The 26,098-nt window shown below is 38.2% G+C and carries 17 protein-coding genes; 10 read left to right on the top strand and 7 right to left on the bottom strand.

Features of this window, described 5'->3' with window-relative positions; all coding sequences use genetic code 11:
• Positions 1-488: 488 nt before the first annotated feature.
• Complete coding sequence (locus tag DDE80_RS10020; RefSeq protein WP_108307518.1) at positions 489-1,886, top strand: efflux RND transporter periplasmic adaptor subunit; 1,398 nt, start codon at positions 489-491, stop codon at positions 1,884-1,886.
• A gap of 43 nt (positions 1,887-1,929) precedes the next feature.
• Here the strand turns inward: DDE80_RS10020 and DDE80_RS10015 are convergent, their stop codons facing one another.
• The gene (locus DDE80_RS10015) at positions 1,930-2,157 is read right to left on the bottom strand and encodes an S-layer homology domain-containing protein (RefSeq protein WP_108307517.1); all 228 of its coding nucleotides are present in this window, start codon (positions 2,155-2,157) and stop codon (positions 1,930-1,932) included.
• Positions 2,120-2,656, bottom strand: a complete 537-nt coding sequence (locus DDE80_RS10010; RefSeq protein WP_108307516.1) for an SGNH/GDSL hydrolase family protein — start codon at positions 2,654-2,656, stop codon at positions 2,120-2,122. Before DDE80_RS10010 ends, DDE80_RS10015 begins: the two co-directional genes overlap by 38 nt.
• A 120-nt stretch (positions 2,657-2,776) precedes the next feature.
• On the opposite strand from DDE80_RS10010, the gene DDE80_RS10005 reads away from it, so the two are divergent.
• Positions 2,777-3,193 carry a DUF6526 family protein gene (locus tag DDE80_RS10005; RefSeq protein WP_108307515.1) on the top strand — a complete coding sequence of 139 codons (417 nt, stop codon included), beginning with the start codon at positions 2,777-2,779 and terminating at the stop codon, positions 3,191-3,193.
• 45 nt (positions 3,194-3,238) lie between these two features.
• On the opposite strand, the gene DDE80_RS15600 is transcribed toward DDE80_RS10005, so the two are convergent.
• Entirely contained in the window at positions 3,239-4,756 is a 1,518-nt protein-coding gene (locus DDE80_RS15600; protein WP_161952315.1) for an S-layer homology domain-containing protein, read from the bottom strand.
• A 145-nt stretch (positions 4,757-4,901) separates the two neighbouring features.
• Here DDE80_RS15600 and DDE80_RS09995 point away from each other — a divergent pair, with 145 nt between their 5' ends.
• Both DDE80_RS09995 and DDE80_RS09990 read left to right on the top strand, forming a co-directional pair.
• Entirely contained in the window at positions 4,902-7,850 is a 2,949-nt protein-coding gene (locus tag DDE80_RS09995; protein WP_108307513.1) for an ATP-binding protein, read from the top strand.
• The gene (locus tag DDE80_RS09990; protein ID WP_108307512.1) at positions 7,850-8,977 is read left to right on the top strand and encodes a response regulator; all 1,128 of its coding nucleotides are present in this window, start codon (positions 7,850-7,852) and stop codon (positions 8,975-8,977) included. The genes DDE80_RS09995 and DDE80_RS09990 overlap by 1 nt, the downstream gene beginning before the upstream one ends.
• Positions 8,978-9,191: 214 nt before the next feature.
• Here DDE80_RS09990 and DDE80_RS09985 read toward each other — a convergent pair whose 3' ends face one another.
• Entirely contained in the window at positions 9,192-14,102 is a 4,911-nt protein-coding gene (locus DDE80_RS09985) for a hypothetical protein (RefSeq protein ID WP_108307511.1), read from the bottom strand.
• Between the two features lie 184 nt (positions 14,103-14,286).
• Between DDE80_RS09985 and DDE80_RS09980 the strand changes: the two genes are divergently transcribed.
• The 4 genes from DDE80_RS09980 to DDE80_RS09965 all read left to right on the top strand — a co-directional run bounded on the left by DDE80_RS09980 (position 14,287) and on the right by DDE80_RS09965 (position 20,863).
• On the top strand, positions 14,287-17,877 hold the full coding sequence (locus DDE80_RS09980) for an S-layer homology domain-containing protein (protein WP_108307510.1): 3,591 nt from the start codon (positions 14,287-14,289) through the stop codon (positions 17,875-17,877).
• 113 nt (positions 17,878-17,990) lie between these two features.
• Positions 17,991-19,532, top strand: coding sequence for a glucosyltransferase domain-containing protein (locus tag DDE80_RS09975; RefSeq protein WP_108307509.1), 1,542 nt, complete (start codon positions 17,991-17,993; stop codon positions 19,530-19,532).
• A gap of 16 nt (positions 19,533-19,548) precedes the next feature.
• Positions 19,549-20,472, top strand: a complete 924-nt coding sequence (locus DDE80_RS09970; protein WP_108307508.1) for a glycosyltransferase family 2 protein — start codon at positions 19,549-19,551, stop codon at positions 20,470-20,472.
• Positions 20,465-20,863 carry a GtrA family protein gene (locus DDE80_RS09965; protein WP_108307507.1) on the top strand — a complete coding sequence of 133 codons (399 nt, stop codon included), beginning with the start codon at positions 20,465-20,467 and terminating at the stop codon, positions 20,861-20,863. The genes DDE80_RS09970 and DDE80_RS09965 overlap by 8 nt, the downstream gene beginning before the upstream one ends.
• A 25-nt stretch (positions 20,864-20,888) precedes the next feature.
• On the opposite strand, the gene DDE80_RS09960 is transcribed toward DDE80_RS09965, so the two are convergent.
• The 3 genes from DDE80_RS09960 to DDE80_RS09950 all read right to left on the bottom strand — a co-directional run bounded on the left by DDE80_RS09960 (position 20,889) and on the right by DDE80_RS09950 (position 25,154).
• A complete protein-coding gene (locus DDE80_RS09960) occupies positions 20,889-22,589 on the bottom strand; it encodes a hypothetical protein (protein WP_108307506.1) in 1,701 nt (566 codons plus the stop codon).
• Between the two features lie 74 nt (positions 22,590-22,663).
• Complete coding sequence (locus tag DDE80_RS09955; RefSeq protein WP_108307505.1) at positions 22,664-23,773, bottom strand: acyl-CoA dehydrogenase family protein; 1,110 nt, start codon at positions 23,771-23,773, stop codon at positions 22,664-22,666.
• Positions 23,766-25,154, bottom strand: a complete 1,389-nt coding sequence (locus DDE80_RS09950; protein WP_108307504.1) for an LLM class flavin-dependent oxidoreductase — start codon at positions 25,152-25,154, stop codon at positions 23,766-23,768. Before DDE80_RS09950 ends, DDE80_RS09955 begins: the two co-directional genes overlap by 8 nt.
• Before the next feature lie 201 nt (positions 25,155-25,355).
• Between DDE80_RS09950 and DDE80_RS09945 the strand changes: the two genes are divergently transcribed.
• Positions 25,356-25,745: a tautomerase family protein gene (locus tag DDE80_RS09945; protein ID WP_108307503.1), complete on the top strand. Its 390-nt coding sequence runs from the start codon at positions 25,356-25,358 to the stop codon at positions 25,743-25,745.
• Positions 25,746-25,932: 187 nt separating this feature from the next.
• Positions 25,933-26,098 (top strand): transposase (locus DDE80_RS09940; protein WP_201261524.1); only part of this gene is annotated, 166 nt, incomplete at its 3' end.

The raw sequence follows: 26,098 nt of genomic DNA, 5'->3' as shown, positions 1-26,098 counted from the left end.
TACCATGGTCTGAAAATATCCAGGCCACATGTGCAAAATAAGCCAACTAGCCGAAAAAAATACCGGTCAGTTGGCTATTCGTCGTGCGTACCGTACAGGTGCGCTATTTTTTATAATTCGGGCTTACTTTTTATTTAAAAATAGGCGAGAAAATTCTATCCTCAATCAGATCATAAGGTCGATAAGTGGTGATAGGGTTCAATTGTTACTTTTAAATGTCGTCTCATTACTAGCACTTGTTACCTACTTCTTTACATAGAATGACCTACTTTAAACATTAGGGATAACGGCTTTACAGATTAAAGTTGCAAAACTGAATCATTTGCTTAGAACGATAGTTTCGCCACGTATAGCTCAAGGGCACATAGCTAGATTCACGCCAACTCATGGTCCTACGCTTCCGCTTCAAACGAATAATCCCCTAAGTTAGGCTAACGCTTTACACTAGATGTGCCATTACAACAATGGATAATAAGGGGGCTAGTATGATGGCTCGTTTACGCAATTATGTTCAAGACAAACCTTGGCAATTTATTGGAATTATGCTGTGTATTATTTTAGTAAGTGCCAGTATTTATGCGACATTTGAAAAAGACAGTGCCGTTACTCGCACCTATTTCATTGATGAATTTAAACGTGCTAATGCTAATGATTATGATGCACGCATTGAAAAACCAGCAATTGTAACACCTACTACAACTGAATTAATTACAGCGAAGGCTGATGAGCTTGAATCTATTACAGTTCAAGTTGGTACAGCCGTTAGCGCGTCAGAAGAGCTAGCCATTTATCAAGGGACAGAAGTTGATGATGTGCGTGCTCGCTTAGAAAAAGAGCGCTCTGCCTATCAACGTGAGTTAAGTGATTTGCAATCAGCACTCGCTACAATCGAACGAGACTTACGCTCTCCTAAAAGACCGAGCAGCAATATTAAAACGGAACAAAAGGAAAAAGACTTAAATGTTAATGTACAATTAGATCTTGCACAATCCGAATCACCAGCAACAGCAAAGGCCATTATTGAAGGCAATATTGCTCAAGCTAACCGTCAAATTTCTATTGTCGATGCACAAATTTCTGAATTACAAGCTCGTCAAAGTGTAAGTAGCCCGGTTGATGGTATTGTAGCTGATATTACAGAGTCAGGTGGCTATGTAACGTTTACAATTTTCAGCAATGAGCGTCATCTACGTACGTATGTTACTGAAAAAGATTGGCGTAAAATTGAAGCAAATGACATGGCTGAATTAACGATTAAAAATGATGAAGTAGTAGATGAAGAACAATCAGAAGCGTTGAAAGCAGCACTTGCGAAGCACCGTGCTAAAATGGAGATTGAAGAAATGGATACTTCACTTACAGGAACTGTAGCTCAAAAGCTGTTATTACCCGCTGACTTAACAAATCTTTGGACAGCGAATTATAATTTATTGCATCCACTCGCAAAAAAAGAAGCTTATTATGAAGTTATGATTACACCTGACCAAACAATCGAAGAAGCACCTTTTGCTGCAGATGGTCACGTAGCCATTATTACGGATGAGGCGACGAATGCTAATAAAGTAAATAGTGACTGGATTGTTGAAACCATTGAATATGATGAAGAAGATGAAACTGCCGAGCCTTATGCTGTCGACAATATTTATTATATTGATTATGACGGTAAAGTTCGATTAGAAGCGATAGATGTCGATTTTGAAGACAAAGACAAAACAGTTTTTACTAGCATTATTGATGATGGTACACCAATGCTTAACGCTAAAAAACGTGAACCTTTAGCTCGCACATTCCGTACAATGCCATTTACATTAGAGAAAAAACAATGGCGTGCTTTTAAAAAGTTAAAATGGAAAGACTATATTATTTATAGCGTTTCTGGACAATAAAAATAGCTACGCTCACCTCTTAACTAGGTGACGTAGCTATTTTTTATTTCACTAATTTCACTGTAGTCACAAGCATTTTTGCCGCCTGCGCTCGTGTGACAAATTGATTTGGTAAATACTTATCACCGTAGCCGCTTGCAATACCAAGCTCGGCAACCATCGCAACCGCTTGTTTCACTTCAAGCGTCGCATTTGCCACATCTGTAAATGCTAACGGTTTTTTAGGTACATAACTACCGCCTGTTGCTACAAAGTAACTGCGATTTATCATTAATCGCTTGAATTTGTTCAATAATTTTTGCGTTGGCAACTGCTACTTGACGTACCATCTCCATAATTTTTGGCGCTGCATCTGCAGGTACACCTTGACTAGCATCAATTTGTAACGCTTGTAGCGCTTGTAATAAGTCATTAGCTCCCACGCTTAACGTAATCATACTTGACTGAGCAAGTGCTGTTTGTAAGGATGTTGCTGACTCTCCAATACCGTTAATCGGCTTTTCAACGTTTGCTGCAATATCAGCTAATACATTTTGTGTCGTATAACCGCTATACGCAAAGCCTTTGTTAAAAGATGCGAGTTGACTTTGTTGTTGTAAATAACTCGCTATATAATCAGCATAACCCTTACCTATAATGCCGTGCTCATTCATACCAGCCGCTAAAGAATCGCCTAACGCTGTGTACACTTCACCATCTTGTTGTGCTTGCCCTACTGTTGGCATACCAATAATTAATAAAGCCATCACTATTGCTAAAATTTTTTGCATAATTTATCCCTCCTGTCTGCAACATTACGAGCATTCCCTTCTTTCTACTATTGAGGAATGTTAAGTCTACATAAAATTTCTGTTATAATACGATACAGGGTATAAAAAAGGAGGATATTTATGCAATCATACGAAAATCATACGGCCAAATTTCCATTGCAACATTTTATTTGGCTACCACTTAGTGCATTATCTTTAGTTGCACTTATTGTTTATTTCTTTACGGAAAACAATGTACTGCAAATGGTATTAATGGCAACCACACTTATCATCGCAATTATCGGAGGCATGCTCGCTCGTTTATACGGCTTAAAATTACAAGACCGTATTATTCGTTTAGAAGAACACTATCGTCATAGCCAGTTAACAAACACACCTTTCCCTGCTACATTAACTTTGGCGCAAATCATCGCCTTACGCTTTGCACCAGACGATGAGTTTCCTGCGTTGGCTAAACGTGCTGCTGAAGAAAATTTATCAGCCGACGCTATTAAAAAATCAATTAAACAATGGCGTGCAGATACGCAACGTATATAACAAAAAAATGTTAGACCAGTGCAACCGGTCTAACATTTCTTCATTTTACTGGATTGCGTAACGAATTTCTGTGATGCCCGCTATCGTATGCGCTGTACCATATAAATATTTTTCACGATCTACAATATCAATCAGCGCAACCTTAAATTGAACGCCTTCCGTACCAGCCGCTAATAAATCAATAGAATTATACATATTCATACGCACAGTTACTTGTGCTGCCGACGAGCGCTTATCTGTCATTTGCGTATAATGTGTCGTTTTTAACTTCATGGCTACTTCATCTTGGTTAACACCAATATAATTTTTATCTAGTGCATAATCATAAATGAACTGTCCCTCTTTACCTGTAACAGCTACACCTACTTGTTGCTGGTGACCTTGAGGGCTCTCTACTGTAGCAATATACTCGCCCGATTTATTAATTGTTAATACATAATCTTTACCTCGTTTTTCGTACGTGTAATCATCGGTACTTACTTCTTTACCATTAGACGTTTTCAAATGTAACTTAGCCGGTTCGAAAGTTACTTTCTTTTCGTTTAATATGATTTTATCAACAGGTGTATCTGCCACAACTGCTCCTTTATTAATAAGGTTAACTTGTAGCTTACCCGCTTTATCAACGGCGACTACATCATAATTGATTTTTTGTTGCACTTTTTGATCTTTCATTACATGAATAACAATGCGTGTTGTGCCTGGTGCTGTAGCATTGATTTCTAAACCATCCGCTGTTTCTTCAACGATAAGTTGTTCAGATTTTACAGGTTGTACTTTAAGTGTAGTTGCGCCAAAATCAGCGGATGCAAGTGCTAGTTTAACACTGTCAATTGTAACAGGTGGTGTTGGCTTTGCTTCCTCTGGTGGCGTTGGCTTTACTTCCTCTGGTGGTGTTGGCTTTACTTCCTCTGGTGGTGTTGGCTTTACTTCCTCTGGTGGCGCTTTAGGTATAGCCTCAGCACGTGTTAAAAACAGAGCAAACTGACTACGAGTTACAGCGTTCGTTGGACCAAACTTTGTTGCCGATACACCTTTTGTAATATTGTTCGCATATAAAATTTTTACATTCTCATATAAAAATGTATCTGTGCGCACATCATCAAATGGCATTAGTTGATTTTTCACAGGCGCCAATTCAAATGCTTTTACTAAAACAGAAGCCATTTCTTCACGAGTAATGGCACGGTATGGCTTAAATTGATTATTAGCATAACCTGGCATAATACCTGCCTCTGCTAACGCTACAATTGGGTTATATGTAGGGGATGATGCTGGAATATCTGAAAAACCGTTTTTACTTACATTCGTTGTGTCCAGCTCAATCACCTTAGCAATAACTTGTGCCACTTGTGCACGTGTAATTGGGTTATGGGGCTTAAATGTACCGTCACCAAATCCTTTAATGACACCACGATCTACTAAATTATAAATTGCTTTACCATCCTCTGTATTTTTATCTACATCTGATAAAGTAATAGCACTTGCTGATACAGGCGCTACGATTGCACTCGTTGTTAGCGCCATGACTAAAGCACTTGTAAACATTTTTGTCTTTGACAAATTCGTCACTCCTTCATTTTTTGATACCTCCATACTACCACTACTTGTTTTTTTCAACGCACAATCCTTTATTTCAGTTTTTCTTCAGAATAGCTATGCTACACTACAAGTAAAGGTGTCTACTAACAACTAAAGGAGAACGTACGTGAAAAAAATCCTAGCTTTTATTTTAGTGTTGATTAGTTTATACATGGTGTCTACCTTAATATTTAATCCCGTAACCGATGTTGTCGAGCAAGGCACATATCACCACCCTCCTAACGATCAAGTGGTGGCACTTAACGGCCAATGGGTACTTTATCCAGATGTATTAATCGACCCGACAGAACCTAATGCCTTTGCACCTTACGAACAATATGCAGAGCCAATTACGGTACCTAGCTCACTACCTGCAGCTAAAAAAGAAATGGTTATGGCTACGTATCGCTTACAAACAACAGTCGCAACGGACGGCTTTTATGCACTGCGTACCGGCGATATTCGCTATGCTAATCGCACTTATATGAACGGTGAATTAGTTGGACAAAGCGGCGTGCCAAGCACTGAGCGCGCGCACTATAAAGCTAGCTCTAAAAAATATGTAGGGGTTAATAAAAGTGACAATAAAAAAATAGATATCGTCATTCAAGTAGCTAACTATGACTACCCTACTACTGGCATTGTACAAGCGCCTATTTTTGGCAACTATCAAGCGATTACAAGATACACTACCTTACACACAGCATTCGAAGTGATGTTAGCGGTTGGCTTTTTTGTTATCGGCTTATTTTATATGCGTGTTTTCTCTCGCAATAAACATGCCTATGCCATTTATTTCGGCTTATACGCTACCACATTGGCCTTTTATCAAACATTGTTAGGTGAGCGGTTATTTGAAGTCGTAACAGGAGAGCTCCCTTTAATGACACTCACGGCGGTTCAACTCAGTACATTCGTTTTAGCTAGTTTATTCTTTTACCGCTTTATTACATTACTCTACCCGACTACTTTGCCTTCAGGGTGGCAACGTGCCACATACCTAGTCGGTGGGGTTGGTTTACTCTGGCACTTGTCATTTATAGTACAGCCGCTTTTGCCTTTTAATATACCTAGTGTCGTCATGCAAATCGTATTGCTGTTACTTATGTTATTTATTTATAGCCAGCTTTTATATGTGAGTACGCAAATTATTAGACGACAAGATACGAATAGCCCTTATATTTTATTAGCAACGATTGCTTTTGCGCTTTATATAACAGCACTCGGGCTTAACTTATTTTTTGAGACACAGCTGCCATTTGCCCAGCTTAGCTTACTAGTGATGATTGTATGCTTTGCGACGCTTATTACATCACGTTATCACGAAACAGAACAACATTTACACCAACGTACGCAAGATTTACTCGTACAAGATCAATTAAAAGATGCCTTCTTACAAAAAACTGCGAGCGAATTACAGCAACCTGTAAAAGCTGCAGATTTATTAGTTAATCAATTAGTAGAAGGCGAATTAGGTCCCGTGGTTAAGGAGCAACAACACCATTTACTCGCCATTCAAAATGCGCATCGTCAAATTGCACAAGTTACGATGAAGCTACAAAATGCTTCGCAAGCAACGGATAAAGTAGCCAATCAACCAACAGCCATTACGATGGCTACAGTTGTGACGTGGTTAGAAGAAATGGATTACCTTTATCATAAACCTGAAGTAGCGTTAAACATCGCTATTGATCAACAGCTACCTGCAATTTTTATGGACAGCTATCGCTTCGAGCAAGTGATATTCCAAATTATTGACAACGCACTACGTTATACCGCTCAAGGTAGTATCACCGTGACATGTGAAAAGGTCGGAAGTCGTATTAGATTGACGATAACAGACACAGGTTGCGGTATTGAAGCAACACATATTCCGCTTATTTTTACCGCCTTTTATCAAGTAATACCTTCTACTAAACAATTAGGGTTAGGTTTAACGACAGCCCAACAATTTGTAAAACAAGCAGGGGGTGACATCATCGTTACGTCAACAGTAGGAAAAGGTACATCTGTACAACTTGAATTACCAATCGCTAACACATTGCCAAGCAAGACATATCAGATAAAACAGTTACCACAATGTAGTTATGTTATACCAGGCGAAACAACTTTACTAATCGCAGCTAAAGAGGCGTCTTTATTACAATCGATTGTGCACCGACTACAGCCGCTTGGCTATCGTATTTTTGGTGTAACGTCAGCCATGGACGCACTCGCAGTACTTAAAATGCATACGGTCGATATGGCCATTATTGATGTCGGCATTACGACAAAACATCCCATTTGGGCCACTATTCGTCAGCATTATGATTTAGTGCAATTGCCGATTTTATTACTAACGTCCACTACCGTGATGACGAGAGAAGCAAGGGAAGCTTTCCAAATTAATGATTGCTTAGTGAAGCCTGTTAGTACGGAGCAACTCCATGCCAAAATCGCATTATTTTTAGCCATTCGCCAAACGGCAACAGAGGCATCGCGCAAAGAGTTGCGTTACTATATTACACAAATTAGCCCGCACTTCTTATACAATACAATGAATACGTTAATTGGTTTAAGCTATGAAAAGCCTGAACAAGTAAGTGAAGGTTTAATGCATTTAACGACTTACTTTAGAGCGAAACTTGACTTCTTTACGAAGCAAGAGCTCGTACCTTTAGAAGACGAAATGGACTTAGTACGCGCTTATTTAGCGATAGAACAACTTCGCTTCGGCGAACGTTTAGCCATTACGATTGAAGATACGGCTACTCAACAAGCTTATATTCCTACCCTCGTGTTACAAACGCTCGTCGAAAATAGCATCGTCCATGGGATTTTAAAACGTAAAGAAGGCGGACATCTGCACATCCGTATTGAAGATATAGACGATAACGTACGCATTACTATTAATGATAACGGCATTGGAATGTCAACAGCGCAGCTCGAACAAGTATGTGCGGCAAAAGTTTGTAATGAAGTAGGCATTGCCAATACCATGCATCGTATTCATCTCGTCGAACATGCTACAATAGCAATTGACAGCACTAAAGACGTCGGCACAACCATTATAATTTCGTTGAGGAGTGAAAAATAATGTTTACGGCAATAATCGTTGACGATGAGCCTATCGCTATTCGTTTACTACAAAAGCAATGCGAAAAAATCCCAAACTTACAAATTGTCGCAACGACGACAAATGCAGATGAAGTTGTAGCTTTAGTAGCAAAACATCAGCCTCATATTGTATTTTTAGATATCGAGCTTGGCAGCATCTCCGGATTGGATTTAGCGGAGCAACTTATGCAAGACTACCCCGCAAGTAATATTATTTTTGTAACGGCGTACTCTGAGTATGCCGTTCAAGCTTTTGATTTAAATGCCGTCGATTACTTATTAAAGCCCGTATTAGAATCACGACTACTTAAAATGATGAAGCGCCTCTTACCAAAAGAAGAGGAAGAAGAGAAAAAAGAAGAGGAAAAGAAGGTAGAAGTCGTCGTAACGCAACCTGTAACGCCACTAACAATCGTTGCTTTTGATAATGCACACGTCTTAGTCAATGGTGAGGATTTTGATGTACGCACCGAAAAAGTAGAAGAGCTATTTTTATACTTATGGCACAGCCAACGTTCACCTGTGACTCGGCATTTAATATTAGAGCACTTATGGGGAGAGTTACCCGAAGAGAAAGCAGTCAGCTTGATGCACTCTACCTTTTACCAATTGCGTAAATCCCTTCAAAAGCTTGGCTATTTGAAGCCGATTACGTTTAAAAATAAAAAATATCACTTGCACGTTGATAGCACAAGTGATGTAGAAACGATTGAACCTCTCTTAAAAAAGCAACAGCTCTCTGATGAAGATGCGCGCACTATTTTGCTACATTATACAGGAGATTACTTTGCCGTCCAAAATTATGAATGGACGCATACAAGACGTGCAGAACTGCGCCATGACGTATCTTTCGCCTTACTGCGCTATGTCGAAGCAAATAAGGGGAATAAGGAAATCGTCTCTGGCATCGTGCTACTGTTACACAAAAATAAATTATTTAATGATGATTGGCTAATTGCCCTACTGCATCACTTTGGACAACATACGAAATCCAATGACTTAATTAACTTTTTTGAAGGCGTGCAAAAAATTTGGCAAGATGATTTAGGTATTGATATACCGCAGCCTATTCAAGATATTTATAGCCACTATATCGTAACAATGTGAAAAGGAATGTCGCGTGGTGTACGCGACATTCCTTTTTGTGCAATCTACCGTTAGATTACTGACACGAATGCAGATCCATGAGTGGCAAGCTCATGGTCAAAATTATGTTGGCAAGCATAATTTTATGTGACAGCAAGCGGCATAGTGAGTGTATGATTGAGTAACTTACTGTCATATATACTATAACTTACTTACTCTGAACAAAAACTGAACATTATTTTTTAACGTAGAGCTGACCATCTTTTATTGTTACAGAAAACTCCTGTGCGTCAGGTTGTTCATTGCCCACTGCATCTTTAAGTTTCGGTATCTTAACATTCAATGTTTCTTTCCCTGTAATATCTAGAGGTGTTGCAAATGTTAAAATCAATAGGTCATTATCTCCTGATGGTGTAACTTTAGTAGCTGTTGTACCATCTACAATAAACTCATCTATTTTCAAGTCTTTAGTCGTTAATGCTTCGGAATAAGTTAGCGTTAATGTTTTAACTACATCTGTACCACCTTCAAGTTTATGCTCACCTACTGTTAGCGGTTTTGTCCCTACAAATTCTTCTGGTGTTTCTACGATTAACGTTGTCGTTTTTAGGGCCTCTATAAGTTGTTGCTCCGTAGCATCAGCTGGGTAGTTTACTGTGATTTTCTTACCTTCTGTTTGGACATCAATTGTTGGTTGCCATGTATTTTTGTCGCCTGTTTTAGGTTGAACGAGTAATACCAACTCACGTACTACGGCACCATTTTCATTACCTTCACGCGCTACAACACGGTATTTGCCTGGTGTAGGTATTTTAAATTTCACTGTTGCCTCTTCGTCTGACATTTTACCATTTTCTACACGTTTACCTGTTGCATCAAAGACATCTACCCATACAGAGCGTTTTTTACTAAAGCTAAGATCAATATTTACTTCGCCGTTTTCATCAGCATAGCGCTCAATTACAGAAATTTTAGGTTGTGCTTTTAATTCAATCGCAAAATCATTGCCTGCTGTACCTGCTACTGGTGCCTTGATTGTCATATCATTTAATGTAACAGAGGCCGTTTCTCCCGCCTCTACTTTACCTGTAATTGAATGTAAAGTAGGTGGCATTTCATCTGCAGTTAAAGTAATCGGATAGTTGTACATGGGCACTTTGTACTCTTCTTCTCCATCTTTGACAGTTAACGTTTGTAAATAGATAACTGCTACACCTTCACCACCCGCTAAATTAGGTCCATTGTGTTCAATTACTTTTTGTTCTGTAGAGGTGAAGGTAACTGCTGTAATGTCTTCATCTTTAATTTTTGTACCTTTACCATTCGTAACAGTAATATGCTGTTTTAATTCGTGTAAAAATTCAATACCTTCCTTTGCTTGAAGTGAAAATTCATCGTCAATGACTTCTACAATTGGCATGATGCGATTGTCTATTACATGGAAATTTTGTTTCAATTCAATTGGTAAACCTGCTTCGTCTTTTTGATTTGTTAGCGTTACAATTGCCGTAAACTCACCTGCTAATTTTTTATCACGGTAGTCTTTAACACTTTGATTTGGAGCTTTAACCTCTTTACCTAAAGCGTCTTTAATTATTACTGTATAATCCTCCGGTTTAAGCGCTTCTCTTGCCACACCAGCTGCATCGAAACCATGAACTGCTAGTGTAAACTCACTAAATGTTCCTTCTTCTTGCACATAGGCTAAATCTTTAACACCTACAATTTCATAGCGTTCGGTTTTATCTTGGGCTGTTTTCACGTTAACTTTAATATCACGTTTAACATTACCATCCCTAACCGTTACTACTGTAGTACCCTCTTTTAAAGCTGTAACCTCAATTGTAGTACCTACTAAATCAGCTTTCACAATAGTTGAGTCTGCAACTTCGAGCTGGAGATCGTTAAAGTCAAAATCATTTTTAAATTGGTCAAGCCCTTGTAATGTAATTTCCGTTTGTTTAGCGTCCTCTATTCCACCTAACACTAAATTAGCTTCTGTGCTAGAAGCTTCAATTGTTTTTAAGAATTTATCTTTTGTAACTGTAATACGCACGTCTTTCGTAGCTACTACTTTACCATCAACAACCGCTTCAACTTTTACAGATGCGGCGCCTTCTTTTTCAGGTGTAAGTAGGCCTGTTGTTTTATCCACTACTAAAATTGAAGCGTTTAACGTTTGGAACTGTACGTCACCTTCAATATCATCCCCAAACTGATCTTGTAAAGAAACATGTAAATATGTTTTTTCATTAGATAGCTCTACGCGATTCACTTGATTATCTGCATCTTTTACAGGTAAAAGCTTTGACTCTTCCTCTTTTAATGTCCAGTAAGCGGCAACCGTTGTCGGCTCTGGCTCACTTGGAATTACGGTAACTTTCACTTGCGAAGATGGGGTTACTTTTCCTTTAGCATCCACGTAACGAAGCTGTAAAGGAATTTCACCACTTGCAGTTGCGGCTAAACGAATTTGTCCATTGCTCACAACAAAATCCGTAGCGTCTTCTGTAGTAGCTAGTAAAGTTACTTCGTCTGTAATATCTACACCTTGTTGGTTAAATACTTTATAGTGTAATTTACGCCCTTGAACAACTTCTTGTGAAGCTAGTTCAATTTTAGCGACTTCGCCAATAGTATAAGTTAATTTGCCCGGTGTATTGACACCACCGACAGATACTTCTACAGGATACTCTTTCTTATCAAGTAGTTTATCAAGCAACTCAACTTGAGCAGTCTTACCATCTTTCGATAAAGTTACTCGCTTAATAGCGCCCGCACCGCTTACTTTAATTGCACTAGCGGACAAGAATGTGAGTGCACTATCAAACTGAACCGTAAAGCTACGCGAAGATGTCGCTTGAATTTTTGTTATTTTAGGTACTTGTACCTTAAATGTTGCTGTTGCCACTTGATCTTCTAACTTCACAGTAACGACAGACTCACCAACATTATCAGCACGCACTGTAAAGATATAATGCGTAGTTACGCCATTCACTTTTACAGGCTTAATATCTTCAGCAATGGCAATAATAGTATCGTCTTCTGATAGAACTTCAATATCGTCTGTTGTATAGATTGCCCCGTATTGATCACGCGGCGTTACGGTAACTTGTACGGTATTATCTACAGCGATTTCTTGCGAATTTGGTACAACCGTTATTTCTTGCAGTGCACGTTTTGGTTGAACTTCCACTTGTGCTTCCGTAGTAATCGCTTTATCTTTCACGCTAACTTTATAAAGATGATCGCCCTCTTGTGTATATTTACTCACATCAATTTTTAAGGCAATGGCTGTTGCGTCTTGTTCTTTATCCACTTCAATATAAGCATTGCCTGATTTTTTTACGAGCACTAGCTTTGCTTCTTTATCATTAGGAGTTAGTGTAAAGTTTTTAAGGTCCGTCGGCATTACTAAGCGGCCCTTTGTATCTTTTCCGACCATAGGTTGATAAACCGTATTATTATCCCCTAAAATAACTTCTGTTTTTAAGAAGCTAATTTCAGCAAGCGTTGGTGTTGGTTTAACTTCAATTGTCGTTTCACCTGTCACTTCACCAATCGTAGCAGTGATTGTAACCGTACCATCATTTTGTAACGTGATTTCTTCACTTTGCTTACCTTGTTTACTAGTAGCATCGCCTACTGTCCAGTCCACTTTTTGATTGTTTAATTCATTGCCATGTTGGTCAAATACTTTAGCGGTTACTGGCAGCTTATCACCATTAAAATAATCACCAGGTGTAACAGCTACTTCAATTTTAGCTGGCTTCGGTGCAGCAAGGACTGTTATCGTTTGGCTCGCCGTCTTACCGTTAACGTTTGCGCTAACAATTACTGTCCCACTATCTTGTAGTATGAGCTTCTCCGTTAACTTTCCGTCTTTTACAAAAGCACTCCCGACTTGCCAGTCTACCTTAGCATCTTTAAGTTCTTCACCGTATTGGTCAAAAACTTTGGCGTTTACAGTAATCTCTTTTCCTTCATAAAATGGCTGACTCGTATCGATAATGAGCTTTACTTCATCTGCAGTAGCCGGCGCAAATTCATTTATTTTAGTGCTGTGAGTAATGGTATATGTTTTGCCTTTCTTTTTATAAGTAAAAGTAGCATCTAAACTAGTATTGGGTAGTAAAGGTTTATTTAATATTAATACGCCATTTATAAACTCATAATCATCGCGGCTCAATGTTATACCATTACTAATAACTTGAGTTAAAGCCATCTCTGTTGGAAAATCGATTCGCTCACCATACTGATCTACAGCGTAATAACGTAACCTAGGTAATTCAAACTCACCGTTTTTAACAATTGTAGGATCTAATACATCAGGTCCTTTAATTGAAGCAACATAAGGCGTTTCATTACGTATTGTTACCGTATTAATATTTGTAGTTGCCCACTTTCCTACTACAGAAACACGGTAAGTCATATTATTTTGCAACTGTTTACCATCAATCACTCTAAATACAGCCTCATCGTCATATATACCACTACGTGCATACATTAAGCGAATCGTCTCTGATTGTTGCGTATTCATCATTGTGCGGGAGGTTTGCGACTGTAAAGAAAACGGCTGCATGCTTCGAGTTAAAGGTTGTAACTCAATAAACTCTCCAATCATTAACCTATCTAAATTTTTAGGTGGATTACCAAATCTAACTAATAAAGCATTTGTAATATCTTGCATCGTACTTATATTTGTAATACGAACTGGTGCGACAGGAGGTGAAACTGGTAAACTAGGTCCATTAATTGTAATATCTCCTTCTGTTTCATCTACCTCTACAGAGCCATTGTAATTAACATTTAAGCGTTCAATCTCCCGCTCTGATAAATATTTTTTATCTTCAATTAACTGTTGTAAAATAGTCGTCACTTCATCATAATATGAATTTTCTAGCGCTGTAGAGTAGTCATTAATTGCTATCACATGCCCCGTGTTCGTTTCAATATGTGTCACACGTTTTCCCTCTGCTAATAAGTTCGGTAACTCATACGCTGGAAATACAAAAGTCTCTCCATCTAAATATGCATATACACTTTGAACTTCATAAATAAAATCTGTCGTATTAGCTGCCGCATATGGAGCTACTGTAGCCGTAGCCAAAACGGCCGCAATCATAGAAGCATTTACTTTTTTCATTATTCTTCCTCCCCATAAAAATCATACTTATTACCATTGTACATGAGAAATTTTAACTAGAGCAATAGTAGTTAGCTATTACAAAAGTTTTTATGACAATTCATACATAAAGCTACCCATTCTTAATTTTTTGTCGATATAATGGAGTAAACAACTGTATATTTTAGCAAGGAGAGATTATTACGTGAAAAAAATTTTGCACTATACGTTAGCGGCGTCACTTATTTTACCTACAACACTATCGTTTATACCAGAGGCACAAGCGCGTACTACACCTATTGATGAGTTACCAGCGAGTTCAACCACTACGAATGTAGCTAGTAACCACGCTGAACTAGAACGTTTACTCGATATTCGTTTGTTAAATCGCGAAAATTCATTTGAACTACATTTTAATAGAAGAAATAACCCTACTATTACAATCGAAAACATTAAAAATCACATTGAGAATTACATAAATGATGCGATGAACTTTAAAGAAGCTGAGCCTTATGTTGGTTGGTCAATTAAAGACTATACAATTGAGGGTATTAATAATACTGATAAATTAACATTTGTCATTAAACCTACATACTTCACAACCTTAAATCAGGAGCGTGAAGTAGATCGAAAAGTTAAAGAAATCAGTCGAGAAATTATAAAAGTAGGTATGACAGACTTTGATAAAACGTTAGCGATATTTGAATATATCACCGCACAAAAAACATTGACGCGTGATGGTACGACAACTGAACCACAATCTACTTATACATTATTACAGCAAGATAAAGGCACATCTCGCGCATTTGCTCTACTTACATTTCGTTTATTAGAAGAAAACAATATTAACTCTCGTATTATGACTGGATCTATTTTAGGTGACTTATCAAATGATTTAGATGTAGATCATTTTTGGAACCTCGTACGCTTAAATGGGCAATGGTACCATCTAGATAGCGCTTTAGGTGCTGGTTACACGGGACAAATTGAAAAATTCCCTTACCAATATTTTTTATTAAGTGACCAAACATTAGATGCAACACATAACTGGATAGGCCGCGGCACACCAGCAGCTACCAATACTATGTATGAGCGCTATCGATACTGGAAAAAAATCCAGTTTTCACCTGCCCACCTCGTTTATATTAATGGTTTTGATTTACGAGATGAATTAGGTATTGATAATACAATTATGGCTGGACATCGCATTAAAGATTTTGTTTATGATGAAGTCAATGATTGGATTTACTTCATAGGAAAATCTTACGGTAACTTTTTATATAAAATGCGTTCAGATGGGACACGTTTTGAAATTGTTAGCAGGGAACGTGGAAAATCACTAAAAATTGAAGAAATCAAAAACAGTAGCTCTACACCTAGCACCTATCGCCTACACTATGAATATGCGAGTGGAGGTACTACGTCCTGGGATTTGGAGCCTCAAATTGAAGTGAATCGACGAGAAGCTAAAGAAGTTGATGAAATGATTATGCGTATATCCGGCTCAAATCCAACTGTGCAGGATGTCGCTGAAGTACGCGCGAAATACAATTTATTACCGATTGATGCACGCCCTTTCATTTCAATGCCAGCTTCATTACGTTGGGCTTCTGCGCAAGCAGCATTAACGACTGCTCAAAATCAATCTGCTAATATCGCAGTACAAATCGCTATGTTAGAAGAATTAAAACCTAGCTTTAGAGTAGACGTTGAAGCAGCACGAAATGCCTATGACAACTTATCAACTGCGCAAAAACGAGATGTGTATAACTATGAAGAATTGAAGCATGCTGAACAAAAGGTTCAAAATAACTTATCATTAGCTTACCAATTAGACCAAGATATTAAGGCCTTGGATGTCGATGTCACAAAATATCAAGATAATGTTTTACGCTATGTAGAAAGATTTGATAATTTAACGTTTGCACAACAAGTTTTAGTAGTACAAGATGACGAATTATTTAATAAAAAGCGTGAAGTGCTAGCACATATTGCAGTCGCTGCTGACTTTGACTACCGCGTTGAAATGTTAGAAGAAACAGATGAACGTTTTGTCGAAAAAGTACGTGCTCTTCGCACGTTATATGATCAAATCCATGTTGTACAGGACCGCAATATCAAGCGTTATAATCGACTTATTAATCTTGAGCGTCTAATTGATAATTTAAACACGAATAGTGAGCAGTGGCGTACTAATATTACAACACTTTTTGCGCATTATACCGATGTCATTAACGGTGCTAGTACACCTCCTACCGTGATCAGAGATAATTTTGTACAAAACTTAATAAATTATCGTGAAGCTTATGAAAATTTAAAGCCTACAGAACAACAGTTATTAAGCACATTTGAAGCTAATTTAACGACTATGGAAAACTGGGCGAGCCAAATATTCCGTACAGCCGATGTTATCGCTATTGAACGTGAGATTGAAAAACTATCAATTGACCTTAAAGAAATTGAAAAACGTATGGATCCTGTATTAGTTGCTTACTATGCGCTATCATCTAATGAACAGTTAACAGTTAGCAACTACAAAAAATTACTAGATTTAGAAAATTGGGTACAGTATAAAATAGATATTGAAAAAGTAATTAAAATGATTGAAGCTATTAATCGTAACAATTCTTGGGCAAAATATAAGAGTACCACTTACGAAGCCCGCTTCGCTTATGACGCTTTATCTGAATATGCAAAATCAAAAATCCATAACTATAACAAACTAAAAGATGCAGAAAAAGATATCGAAAAAAATAATGGCGGTAATGTCATTGGTGGAGACAAGCCAACTACACCTAATAGAGATAACGTTGTTATTATTGGTGAGGAAAAACCTGATGGCTATCAGTTTGAAGTAGACAATGCAATTCTTACACAAACAATTAGTCCAGATGGTACACGTGACCTAATTTTAAAAACAAACGATGGCTTTAAGATGACTTTAAATGCAGAAAATTTTAATCACCGATTCGCACGTCTATCAGAAATGACAGTTAATATCCGTAAAATTAAGGACTACATGATAGACGTTCAATTACTTTTGCACACAGGCACACAGAAAAAAGACGTGATTGATTTAACATCTTTTGTGCAAATGGAAGTGCCTACAGATTGGTTAACGGATGATACGTACAATATGGTTATTGTCCGTAGTAACGATAACGAATTTACAGCTACACCTTTTTATGAAAATGGTAGCATTATTACTTTAAATACGCGTTCACTCGGTCAATTTTTTATTCGTCACGAAGACATTACATTTAATGATGTTAGAGCAAACGAATTTGAAGAAGCCATTTATTTCTTAGCTAATCGTCAAATTGTAAAAGGAACAACACCTTTTACCTATTCGCCTAAGAACAACGTTACACGTGCACAATTTGCCTTAATGGTAGCCCGTGCACTAAATGTTAAAGCAACAGAACAGTCACAGTTTGTAGACGCACGCAACACTTATTTTGAAGAAGCTGTTCAAGCACTGCAGCAATTTTCAATTATTAATGGTGTAACACCTGACTACTTCCGCCCCCACCAAAGCTTAACACGCCAGCAAGGCTTACTAATGATGGGGCGTTTATTAGAAGCGGTTGGCTACACATTAGATGATGATGGGTTTGAACCTTACTTAAATGATTGGAACTTACTAGACCCAGAAGCTCAGCGTATTTATATTGCACTCGAACATCTTGAGCTCATTAACATTGAAAATAACACGTTTTACCCACACCGCAACTTATCGCGTGAAGAAATGGCAAAAATGTTAATGCTAACGTTACAGGAAGCAAAATTTTATTAAACCATAAAGAGGGGTACAGCATAGTTTGATGTCTATGCAGTACCTCTCTTTTATTTCATGTTATACTTCTTTATAAACAACATTTGAATATTATAGAAAGTAGGAATAGTTTTATGCCCGAGCAGTTATTTTCATTACTAAAGAGCAAGATTAAAACGGAATGGCGTTATGCATTTTTCAGCGCTATTATTATAGGGTTGATTACGCACCTTTTCGTATTCACTAACCGTCTTCCTAATCATGATAGCTTGTATAATATTTACAACTCGCAAGCTAAAGTAAAATCCGGACGATTCTTTTTAGGACCAGCAAGCGGAATAAGTAGCTACTTTGATTTGCCTTGGGTGATTGGTGTAGTTTCCTTATTTGCACTCGCATTGACAACTGTAGCTATTGTCATTTTATTTAATATAAAAAAACGTTCCTCAGCTATTCTAATAGCAGGTATTGTTGTCACATTCCCTAGTGTTTCGGCAACATTTTCTTATTTATTTACTGCTGATGGGTATATTATCGGTATGTTTTTAGCAATCACTGCTGTAATTTGTGCCATATCTTGGCGCTATGGCTTTTTAATAGGAGCTCTATTAATGGGACTAGCAGTCGGTATTTATCAAGCTAATTTATCTACATTTCTAGCTTACTCTGCCCTCTGGATCATTTATCAAATTATAGTAGTACGCATTCCTTCAGCATCTTTATGGAAGCATATAAGTAAATTACTACTTACATCTGCTATTGGTATGGGTTTATATTATATTGTCTTTAAAATTTATTCCTCTTTATTAGGTGGACATATTACACCTTACCAAGGCCTTGATAAGGTAGGGAGTGTATCTATGAGCGATATCCCTACAAGGCTATTGCAAGTAAGGGAACAATTAGAACTATTCTTTTTCCCTAGTATCGCTTCCTCCATTCCATTAACATTGTATGATTATATTAATGTCATTTTACTCACCGTAGTGCTACTAGCTACGTTATGGTTTATTAGTAAAAATAAAGTTTATACGACTATTGATCAGTTAGCACTTGCACTTCTCATCTGCTGTGTAATGCCCTTTGTGTACTTCATTGTGTATTTTATTTCACCTGATGCCTTTTACCATATGCTCATGGTGTTTAGTATTAGTAGTATCTATGTATATCTAGTTATCTTATATGATAATCTACCCGCCATTACCCCTAATTTACTTGAAAAATCAATGGCATGGGTAACTATTGCCACGCTAGGTATTATGATTTGGAATTTTAATGTAATTGCTAATATCACTTACTTTAATATGGAACTACGCTATGAAAAAACGCTAGCACTTTCAAATCGCTTGTTAGATCGTATTGAGCAGCTTGATGACTATAATCAAGTGGAGGAGATTGCCGTTACAGGGCGTGTAAACCTCGGCTCTAAGTTACTAAGTGAAACTATTCCCCAGCGTACACCTAATATGATTGGTTCAACAGGGGAAACTTTTTTACGAGAACCCGCCCATTACAAAATAATGCTTGAGGACTTTTTAGGCAAACGTATACAAACTGCTAGCCCTGAACGCATAGAAGAAATACAACAAACAGAAACATTTAAACTAATGCCTATTTGGCCTGCTAAAGATTCTGTCAAAGTCTTTGATAATACGGTAATAGTTAAGTTTAACTAATAAGTAGGTGTAATTTATGAAACTCTCTATTATTGTCCCTTGCTACAACGAAGAACAAACGTTACAAAATTTTTTTGATGCTATTAACGCTCAAATGTGTAGCAATACAATTGATTATGAAATTATTTTTATTAATGATGGTAGCAAGGATAACTCCTTAAACATTATGAAACAATTAGCCACTGATTATACGTATGTACGTTATATTTCATTTAGTAGAAATTTTGGCAAAGAAGCTGGTATGCTTGCTGGAATTTCCTATGCCCAAGGAGATAATGTTATTATTATGGATGCTGATTTACAACACCCTCCTCATCTAATTCCTGAAATGTTACAACTGGCAAACGATGGTTTTGATCAAGTTATTGCGAAACGTAATCGAACAGGAGAAGGGGTACTAAGGACAGGGCTTACACGTATATATTATAAAGTGATTAACTCCTTAGTCGATGTAAAGTTAGTCGATGGTGTAGGTGATTTTCGGCTTTTAAGCAGGAAAGCTGTAGATAGTTTACTCAAACTAAAGGAATATAACCGTTTTTCTAAAGGTTTATTTTCTTGGATTGGGTTTAATGAAGCCGTTATTGAATACGATAACGTTACACGACAAGATGGTAATAGTAAGTGGTCCTTTAAATCACTAATTAATTATGGCATAGATGGCGTCATTTCTTTTAACAATAAACCACTACGCCTAGCTATATATTTAGGTCTACTCGTTACATTAGTCGATGTTTTATATGTTATTTATATGTTTATACGCATCACATTATATGGTATTGACGTGCCTGGGTATTTTACAACAATTGCAGCTATATTATTAATTGGTGGTTTACAACTTTTCTTTATGGGCGTTATTGGTGAATATATTGGAAGAATTTATTATGAGGTTAAGCAACGTCCGCATTATATTATAAGTGAGAAATCTGACAATGAATAAAACCATCTTATTTGAAATTGCACGTTTTGTGATAGTAGGCGTTATCAATACATTAAATTACTATCTCTTGTATCTAATTAGCCTGCATCTCTTGCATATACCTTATTTGATTTCTCATATTATAGCGTTTGTGATTAGTATGATTGGTTCTTTTTTTATGAATTCTTACTTTACGTATAAAACAAAGCCTACGTTAAAAAAATTTTTACAATTCCCTGCAACGTATGTTGTAAATATTACAGTTACCACAGCAAGTATCTTTATACTAGTTGAATGGTTAGGTCTAAACGAAACGATCTCTCCGCTCATTGCCTCTTTTCTTGCAATACCATTTACTTTTATAATTTCTAGAAAAATATTGCATCAAAAAAACACCTCTACTACAAGATAGTAAAGGTGTTTTATTTAGCATGAGTTTACAACATCTGTTCATTTACATCTTTAATAATTTGTCGTAGCTCGCTTAACGTTGAAATCGGATAGCGTTGATCAAGCAAAGCCTCCCGATAAGCACGTAAGTACTCTTCTTTATAATGGATTGATTCATCATAAGGTAGCAACTTCATTAGAGCTGCTTTAAAGCTATAAACATCAGCTAACGTATCTCCTTCTAAAGTCTCCTGTAAGAAAGCATATGATGCTCGCTGTACTTCACCGCCACCACCATCATGCGTAACAACTGTGTAACCAAAGTAATCAATAAATGGTGTCTTTAATGGCAACGTCACCTGTGTCACATCATCTTTAATTTCCCATGATAAATCTGCAAAGTCTTGGTAAGTATCGTACTCATCCACTGATTTGTATAATCGAACCTCTTTTAGCACATCCTGTGGTAACTTATCACGTTGGTCTTCAGTTACACGTACAGTCATCGTTTCTTCCTCAATCATCACATGATACCATGGTAAACGGTGTTCATCTAAAGGTACACGGTAAATTTGCTGGATACGGTTAGTTTCTGTATCTACTAAATAGACAAAGTATGTGGTATCTGGATAATAGCGGATACGGTCTTCCACGTAAGGATGTACATTTTCAGAGATATGCTCTCCTTTAAATGGCACTACACCGTCCTTACCAATCCCTTCATACATTACTTCATACCTATCAGGCGCATCGGTATTTACATCTAAATAAAAATGACCTAAATCAGCATAGCTTCTCGCTACTGCTAATTGATGCATCGTATCATAGTGGTTAATATGATTTTTTATATGAGGATAATTAGTAACATAGCGATCAATTAATAAATAACTAGGCATCACTAATGTGCGGATGGTAGAAGCTTTTGAAACCGTTAAATTATAGTCCGGTGACTCAGCGTATAAATTTGTAATATGTACAGCCTCTTTTAAAGTTAAGTTACCTTGTCGTGTTTGATGTAAAGCACGTACATACATTTGACCCAGCAGTTTACTTTCTAGTGTGAAAGGTTGTTCTCCTTCTAACCAAATATGACTAAAGTAGCCGCTACCTTCAAATGTATTAACATTGCGCTCTACTGTCGTATAAGGTACTGCTTTGTCGCCTGCTTGATAAAATTTAGTATTCGCTAAAAGGTTAAGATGTGTAACTTGAGAATAAATATCCTTATAAATAGATGTACCATTTTGATATTGATATAACTGATAAATAGACGAATTTACTAAACGATATATTTTATGTTGGCTATTAGCTAACGTAGCCTTATTATTAACTTTAATATTAGTCACAGTCATCTCATCAGTGTAACCCTCACCTAAAGATAAGTCCTTTGTTGTTAGGTTTTTCAGGCCACGTAAACCAGCTACATGGATATGTTCAAAATGCAAATTCATGCCATCAAGTACTTGATCTTTTACTCGATTAATTGCCAAAGCCTCAATAGTTGTGATTCGACCATTTTCTAGTTGATAAGTAATGCGAGCACCCTCTAATATTTTAGCATTATACCCCAAAAATGAACGGTATTTTGGCGCTGCTTGATAAACCCTACCATCAATTACCAAACGTGTACCATTAATCTGCTCTAGTTGCCCAGTAGCAGTATAAGAACTTGCCTCTGCCTCTTGTGCTAATACAGGGACTAAGCAGCTCGCAAGAAATAACGGTGCTATATACGTTATCTTCTTCATTTGACCCACTCCTAACAAACTATGATTTATTCCTATTTTACCATGTATTTGTAGTATGTGGGTCTTTAGATTTTTTACAACGTCGCCAATAAGCGTAAAATTTCGTCATCGGACGGTGGGTTGTGCAAACCTGCACGCACATGTAAATAGTAGCGATGGAGCGGGCTATCAGCACTTAAACTATGCGCACCGCACACGCGCATTGCAATATCTGTAATTTTAATCGCATTGTTAACGACGGTTGTCTTGGTCGCTAATAAATCTGCAAGCGCTACCGTACCTTCATCAAATTCACGCGCCACACCGTGTAGCATATACGTCGATTGCTTGATTAATAAAGCCATCTCCCCTAGCTTTTGTTGAATGGGTAGTGTTTCGCTAATTGGTTTGCCTAAGCTTTTAGGAATATAGCTTGTCGCAAAATTAACGGCATAGGTGCGTGCCGCTTCACTAATACCTAAATAACATGCGGGGATGTGTAATAAACCGCCAGGAGAACGCACTACGCTATCGGCAATATTGGCACATTGTACGAGGTACTCTTCTGGTACAAACACATCTTCTAACACGATGTCATGGCTTGCCGAGCCCCGAAGTGCCACACTATCCCATACCGGTAATACCGTTACGCCTTCAGCTGCCATCGGAATTAAAAAGAAAGCATCTTCTCCGTCTAACGTAACCCCTGATATAAAATAATCTAGCATCGGTGAGAGTGTCGCAAAAGCTTTATGACCGGTAATACGATAACCCCCTGCTACGCGTTTAGCAGTCGTCTGCATTGTAGCGCCGCGCGTCGGGCTGCCGCTTCCTCGTTCTGACATGACTAAATTAATGAGTGCACCATTTGCTACTTCATTTAATAAAAAATCATACGTCGCTTTAGGCCACGCAGTATTGCTACGTAAGCCGAGCAATGTTCCCATATGCCAGCCAATAGCAATTGCTGTCGCTCCGTCACCTTGCGCAATGAGCGCTTGGTAACGTACAAGTTCACTTGCCGATAAATTGGCACCGCCATAAGCTTCTGGCAACATTAATTTCGTGTAACCAAGGTCCACTAACGCACGAACATTATCATAAGGAAAACTCTGTAATGCATCGAGTTCGGGCTCTCTCGCTTGAAAGGTCGGCAACAAAGCCTCGATTTCTTCATAGAGTGAAGCTGTCGCTACATTAGACATGCACTTCACCTCGAATGCGTACCGTTTTGCCGTAATGATTTGCTTGTAGGCGTGACTGACCTTTACCTAAATAATGTTCACGCAACGTAGTCCCTTCATAATCTGTGCGGTAAATCCCGCGCGCTTGTAGCACAGGTACTACTTCATCTACAAATTCTTCAAACGTTGTCGGGCTAATGAGCTGACGAATGTTAAAGCCATCTGCACCGCCTTGTTGTGACAACACTTCTAGTCGATCAGCGATTTGTTCGGCTGTGCCTGCAATGATTTCAGAGCCGTTCGTTAAACCGTGATAAACGACTGCATCGCGCACTGTCCAGCGATGATTAGGGTCCGTTGATGTGTAATTATTAAAGCGGCTTTGCATAGCTTGCGACGGTAACTCTTCAATGTATTGATCAGGGTCAAGCGTTGAAAAGTCAATGCCCGAGTGTCCTGATAATAGCGCAGCAGCGCCGTCATAATCTACGTAACGCTTATAATCTTCGACTTTAGCGAGCGCCTCTTCTCGCGTAGCACCTACAACTGGAATGACAGCAGGAATGACTTTAACGTCTTCACGCTTGCGTCCAAATTTTTCGAGACGTACGGTTAAATCCGCAATAAATGCTTGTAAATCCGCTACTGCATTTTTAGGGTTTTGGGTGTTAGTAAAAATGCCTTCCGCATGTTTTGCCGCAAAATCTAACCCGCGTGAAGATGCACCTGCTTGGAATAAAAACGGTGTGCGCTGTTTGCTCGGTTCGACGAGTTGAATGCCAGGCACGTTAAAGTACTTACCTTTATGTTTTATAGGCTGGACTTTGTTTGGATTGGCATAATGCGTCGTTTTTTCTATCGCGTCGTCCGCCCAGCTTTCCTCCCACAGTTTATACACAACATCTAAATATTCCTCAGCTCGGTCATAGCGCTCATCGTGCTCAATTAAACCTGCTAACCCTAAATTGACTGCTTCGCTCTCTAAATAAGAAGTAACGATGTTCCAGCCGATACGTCCGTTAGTTAAATGGTCGAGCGTACTATATTGGCGCGCTAATTGATACGGCGGAATATACGTCGCAGAAGCAGTGATCGCAAAGCCGAGCTTATCAGTTGCAGCTGCCATTGCAGATACCGCTAGTAAAGGATCATGTGCAGGCACTTGTACCGCTTGCGCAATCGCCGTGTTAGCACTCCCTTGGTAAACGTCATAAACACCAATAACATCCGCTAAAAATAAGGCGTCAAACTTTCCGCGCTCTAACGTTTTAGCGAGCTTTGTCCAGTAGGCGAGCGAGCCATGTTCATCGCCTTGATGTGTAGGGTAACGCCATAAACCTGTCGCGTGGGGTGACACCGAATTTTGGGTAAAGCCGTTTAAGTGAATTTGTTTTTTTGTCATGAAATTTTCCTCCTCATTCTTTAGCTTTCGCTAGTCGGGGTAAGCACCATACCGTCGCTGGTTGCTGTTGAAGCAACGGGCCCCGTGCCCGCTTCAAACTCGTAATAAGGTTAAACTTTTCTGAATAGTAAGATTCTTCTTGCCATAAAGCCTACTTATCTACTACACTATGAGTATCACATAGGAAATGGAGAAGATAATATGCCACTAATTAAATTTGACCTCGTTGTAGGTCGCTCACCTGAGCAATTACAAACACTACTCGACGCTGCACATGATGCAATGGTGCGTGCGTTTAACGTACCTGAGCGTGACCGCTACCAAATCGTACATCAGCACCCTGCTAATGAAATGATGATTGAAGACACAGGGCTAGGCTTTACACGTACACAGGACGTTGTTGTCCTAACTGTAACGAGCCGCCCACGTAGCGCTGAACAAAAACAAGCGTTTTACAAAGAAACGGTTGAGGCGCTGCGCGATAAATGTGGCATTGACCCACAAGACGTGCTCATCTCCATCGTTACAAATAGCGATGAAGACTGGAGCTTCGGTCTTGGTGAAGCACAGTTTGTTACAGGCAAGCTATAATAATTAGGCATAGGCGTTTTATAATGCTTATGCTTTTTTTAACGTCTTTCCGAAAGAAGTCTCCCATCCTCAAGGAATGTGAAGGTGCGAATAGCACCAATGAGTAGGTGGAAGATGAATTTCGGTTGGCTTTAGCCAAAGCTTATAATATAATCAGTCTTAGATGTAACAAAGGATTGATATCACAATGAAATTAGATAGTAATAATCATTCAGTATTCTTAATGCATTATCATCTTGTACTGGTTGTGAAATATCGGATACAAGTTTTTGACAATGAATTATCTGATTTTGCAAAAGAAATGTTCATTAAGATTGGAAGTAAATACAACATTTCTTTAGTGGAATGGAATC

Source organism: Metalysinibacillus jejuensis, assembly GCF_003057615.1.
GTDB classification, from domain to species: domain Bacteria; phylum Bacillota; class Bacilli; order Bacillales_A; family Planococcaceae; genus Metalysinibacillus; species Metalysinibacillus jejuensis.
The sequence above is the reverse complement of the archived record's forward strand: the minus strand, read 5'-3'. Positions and strand labels throughout refer to the sequence as shown.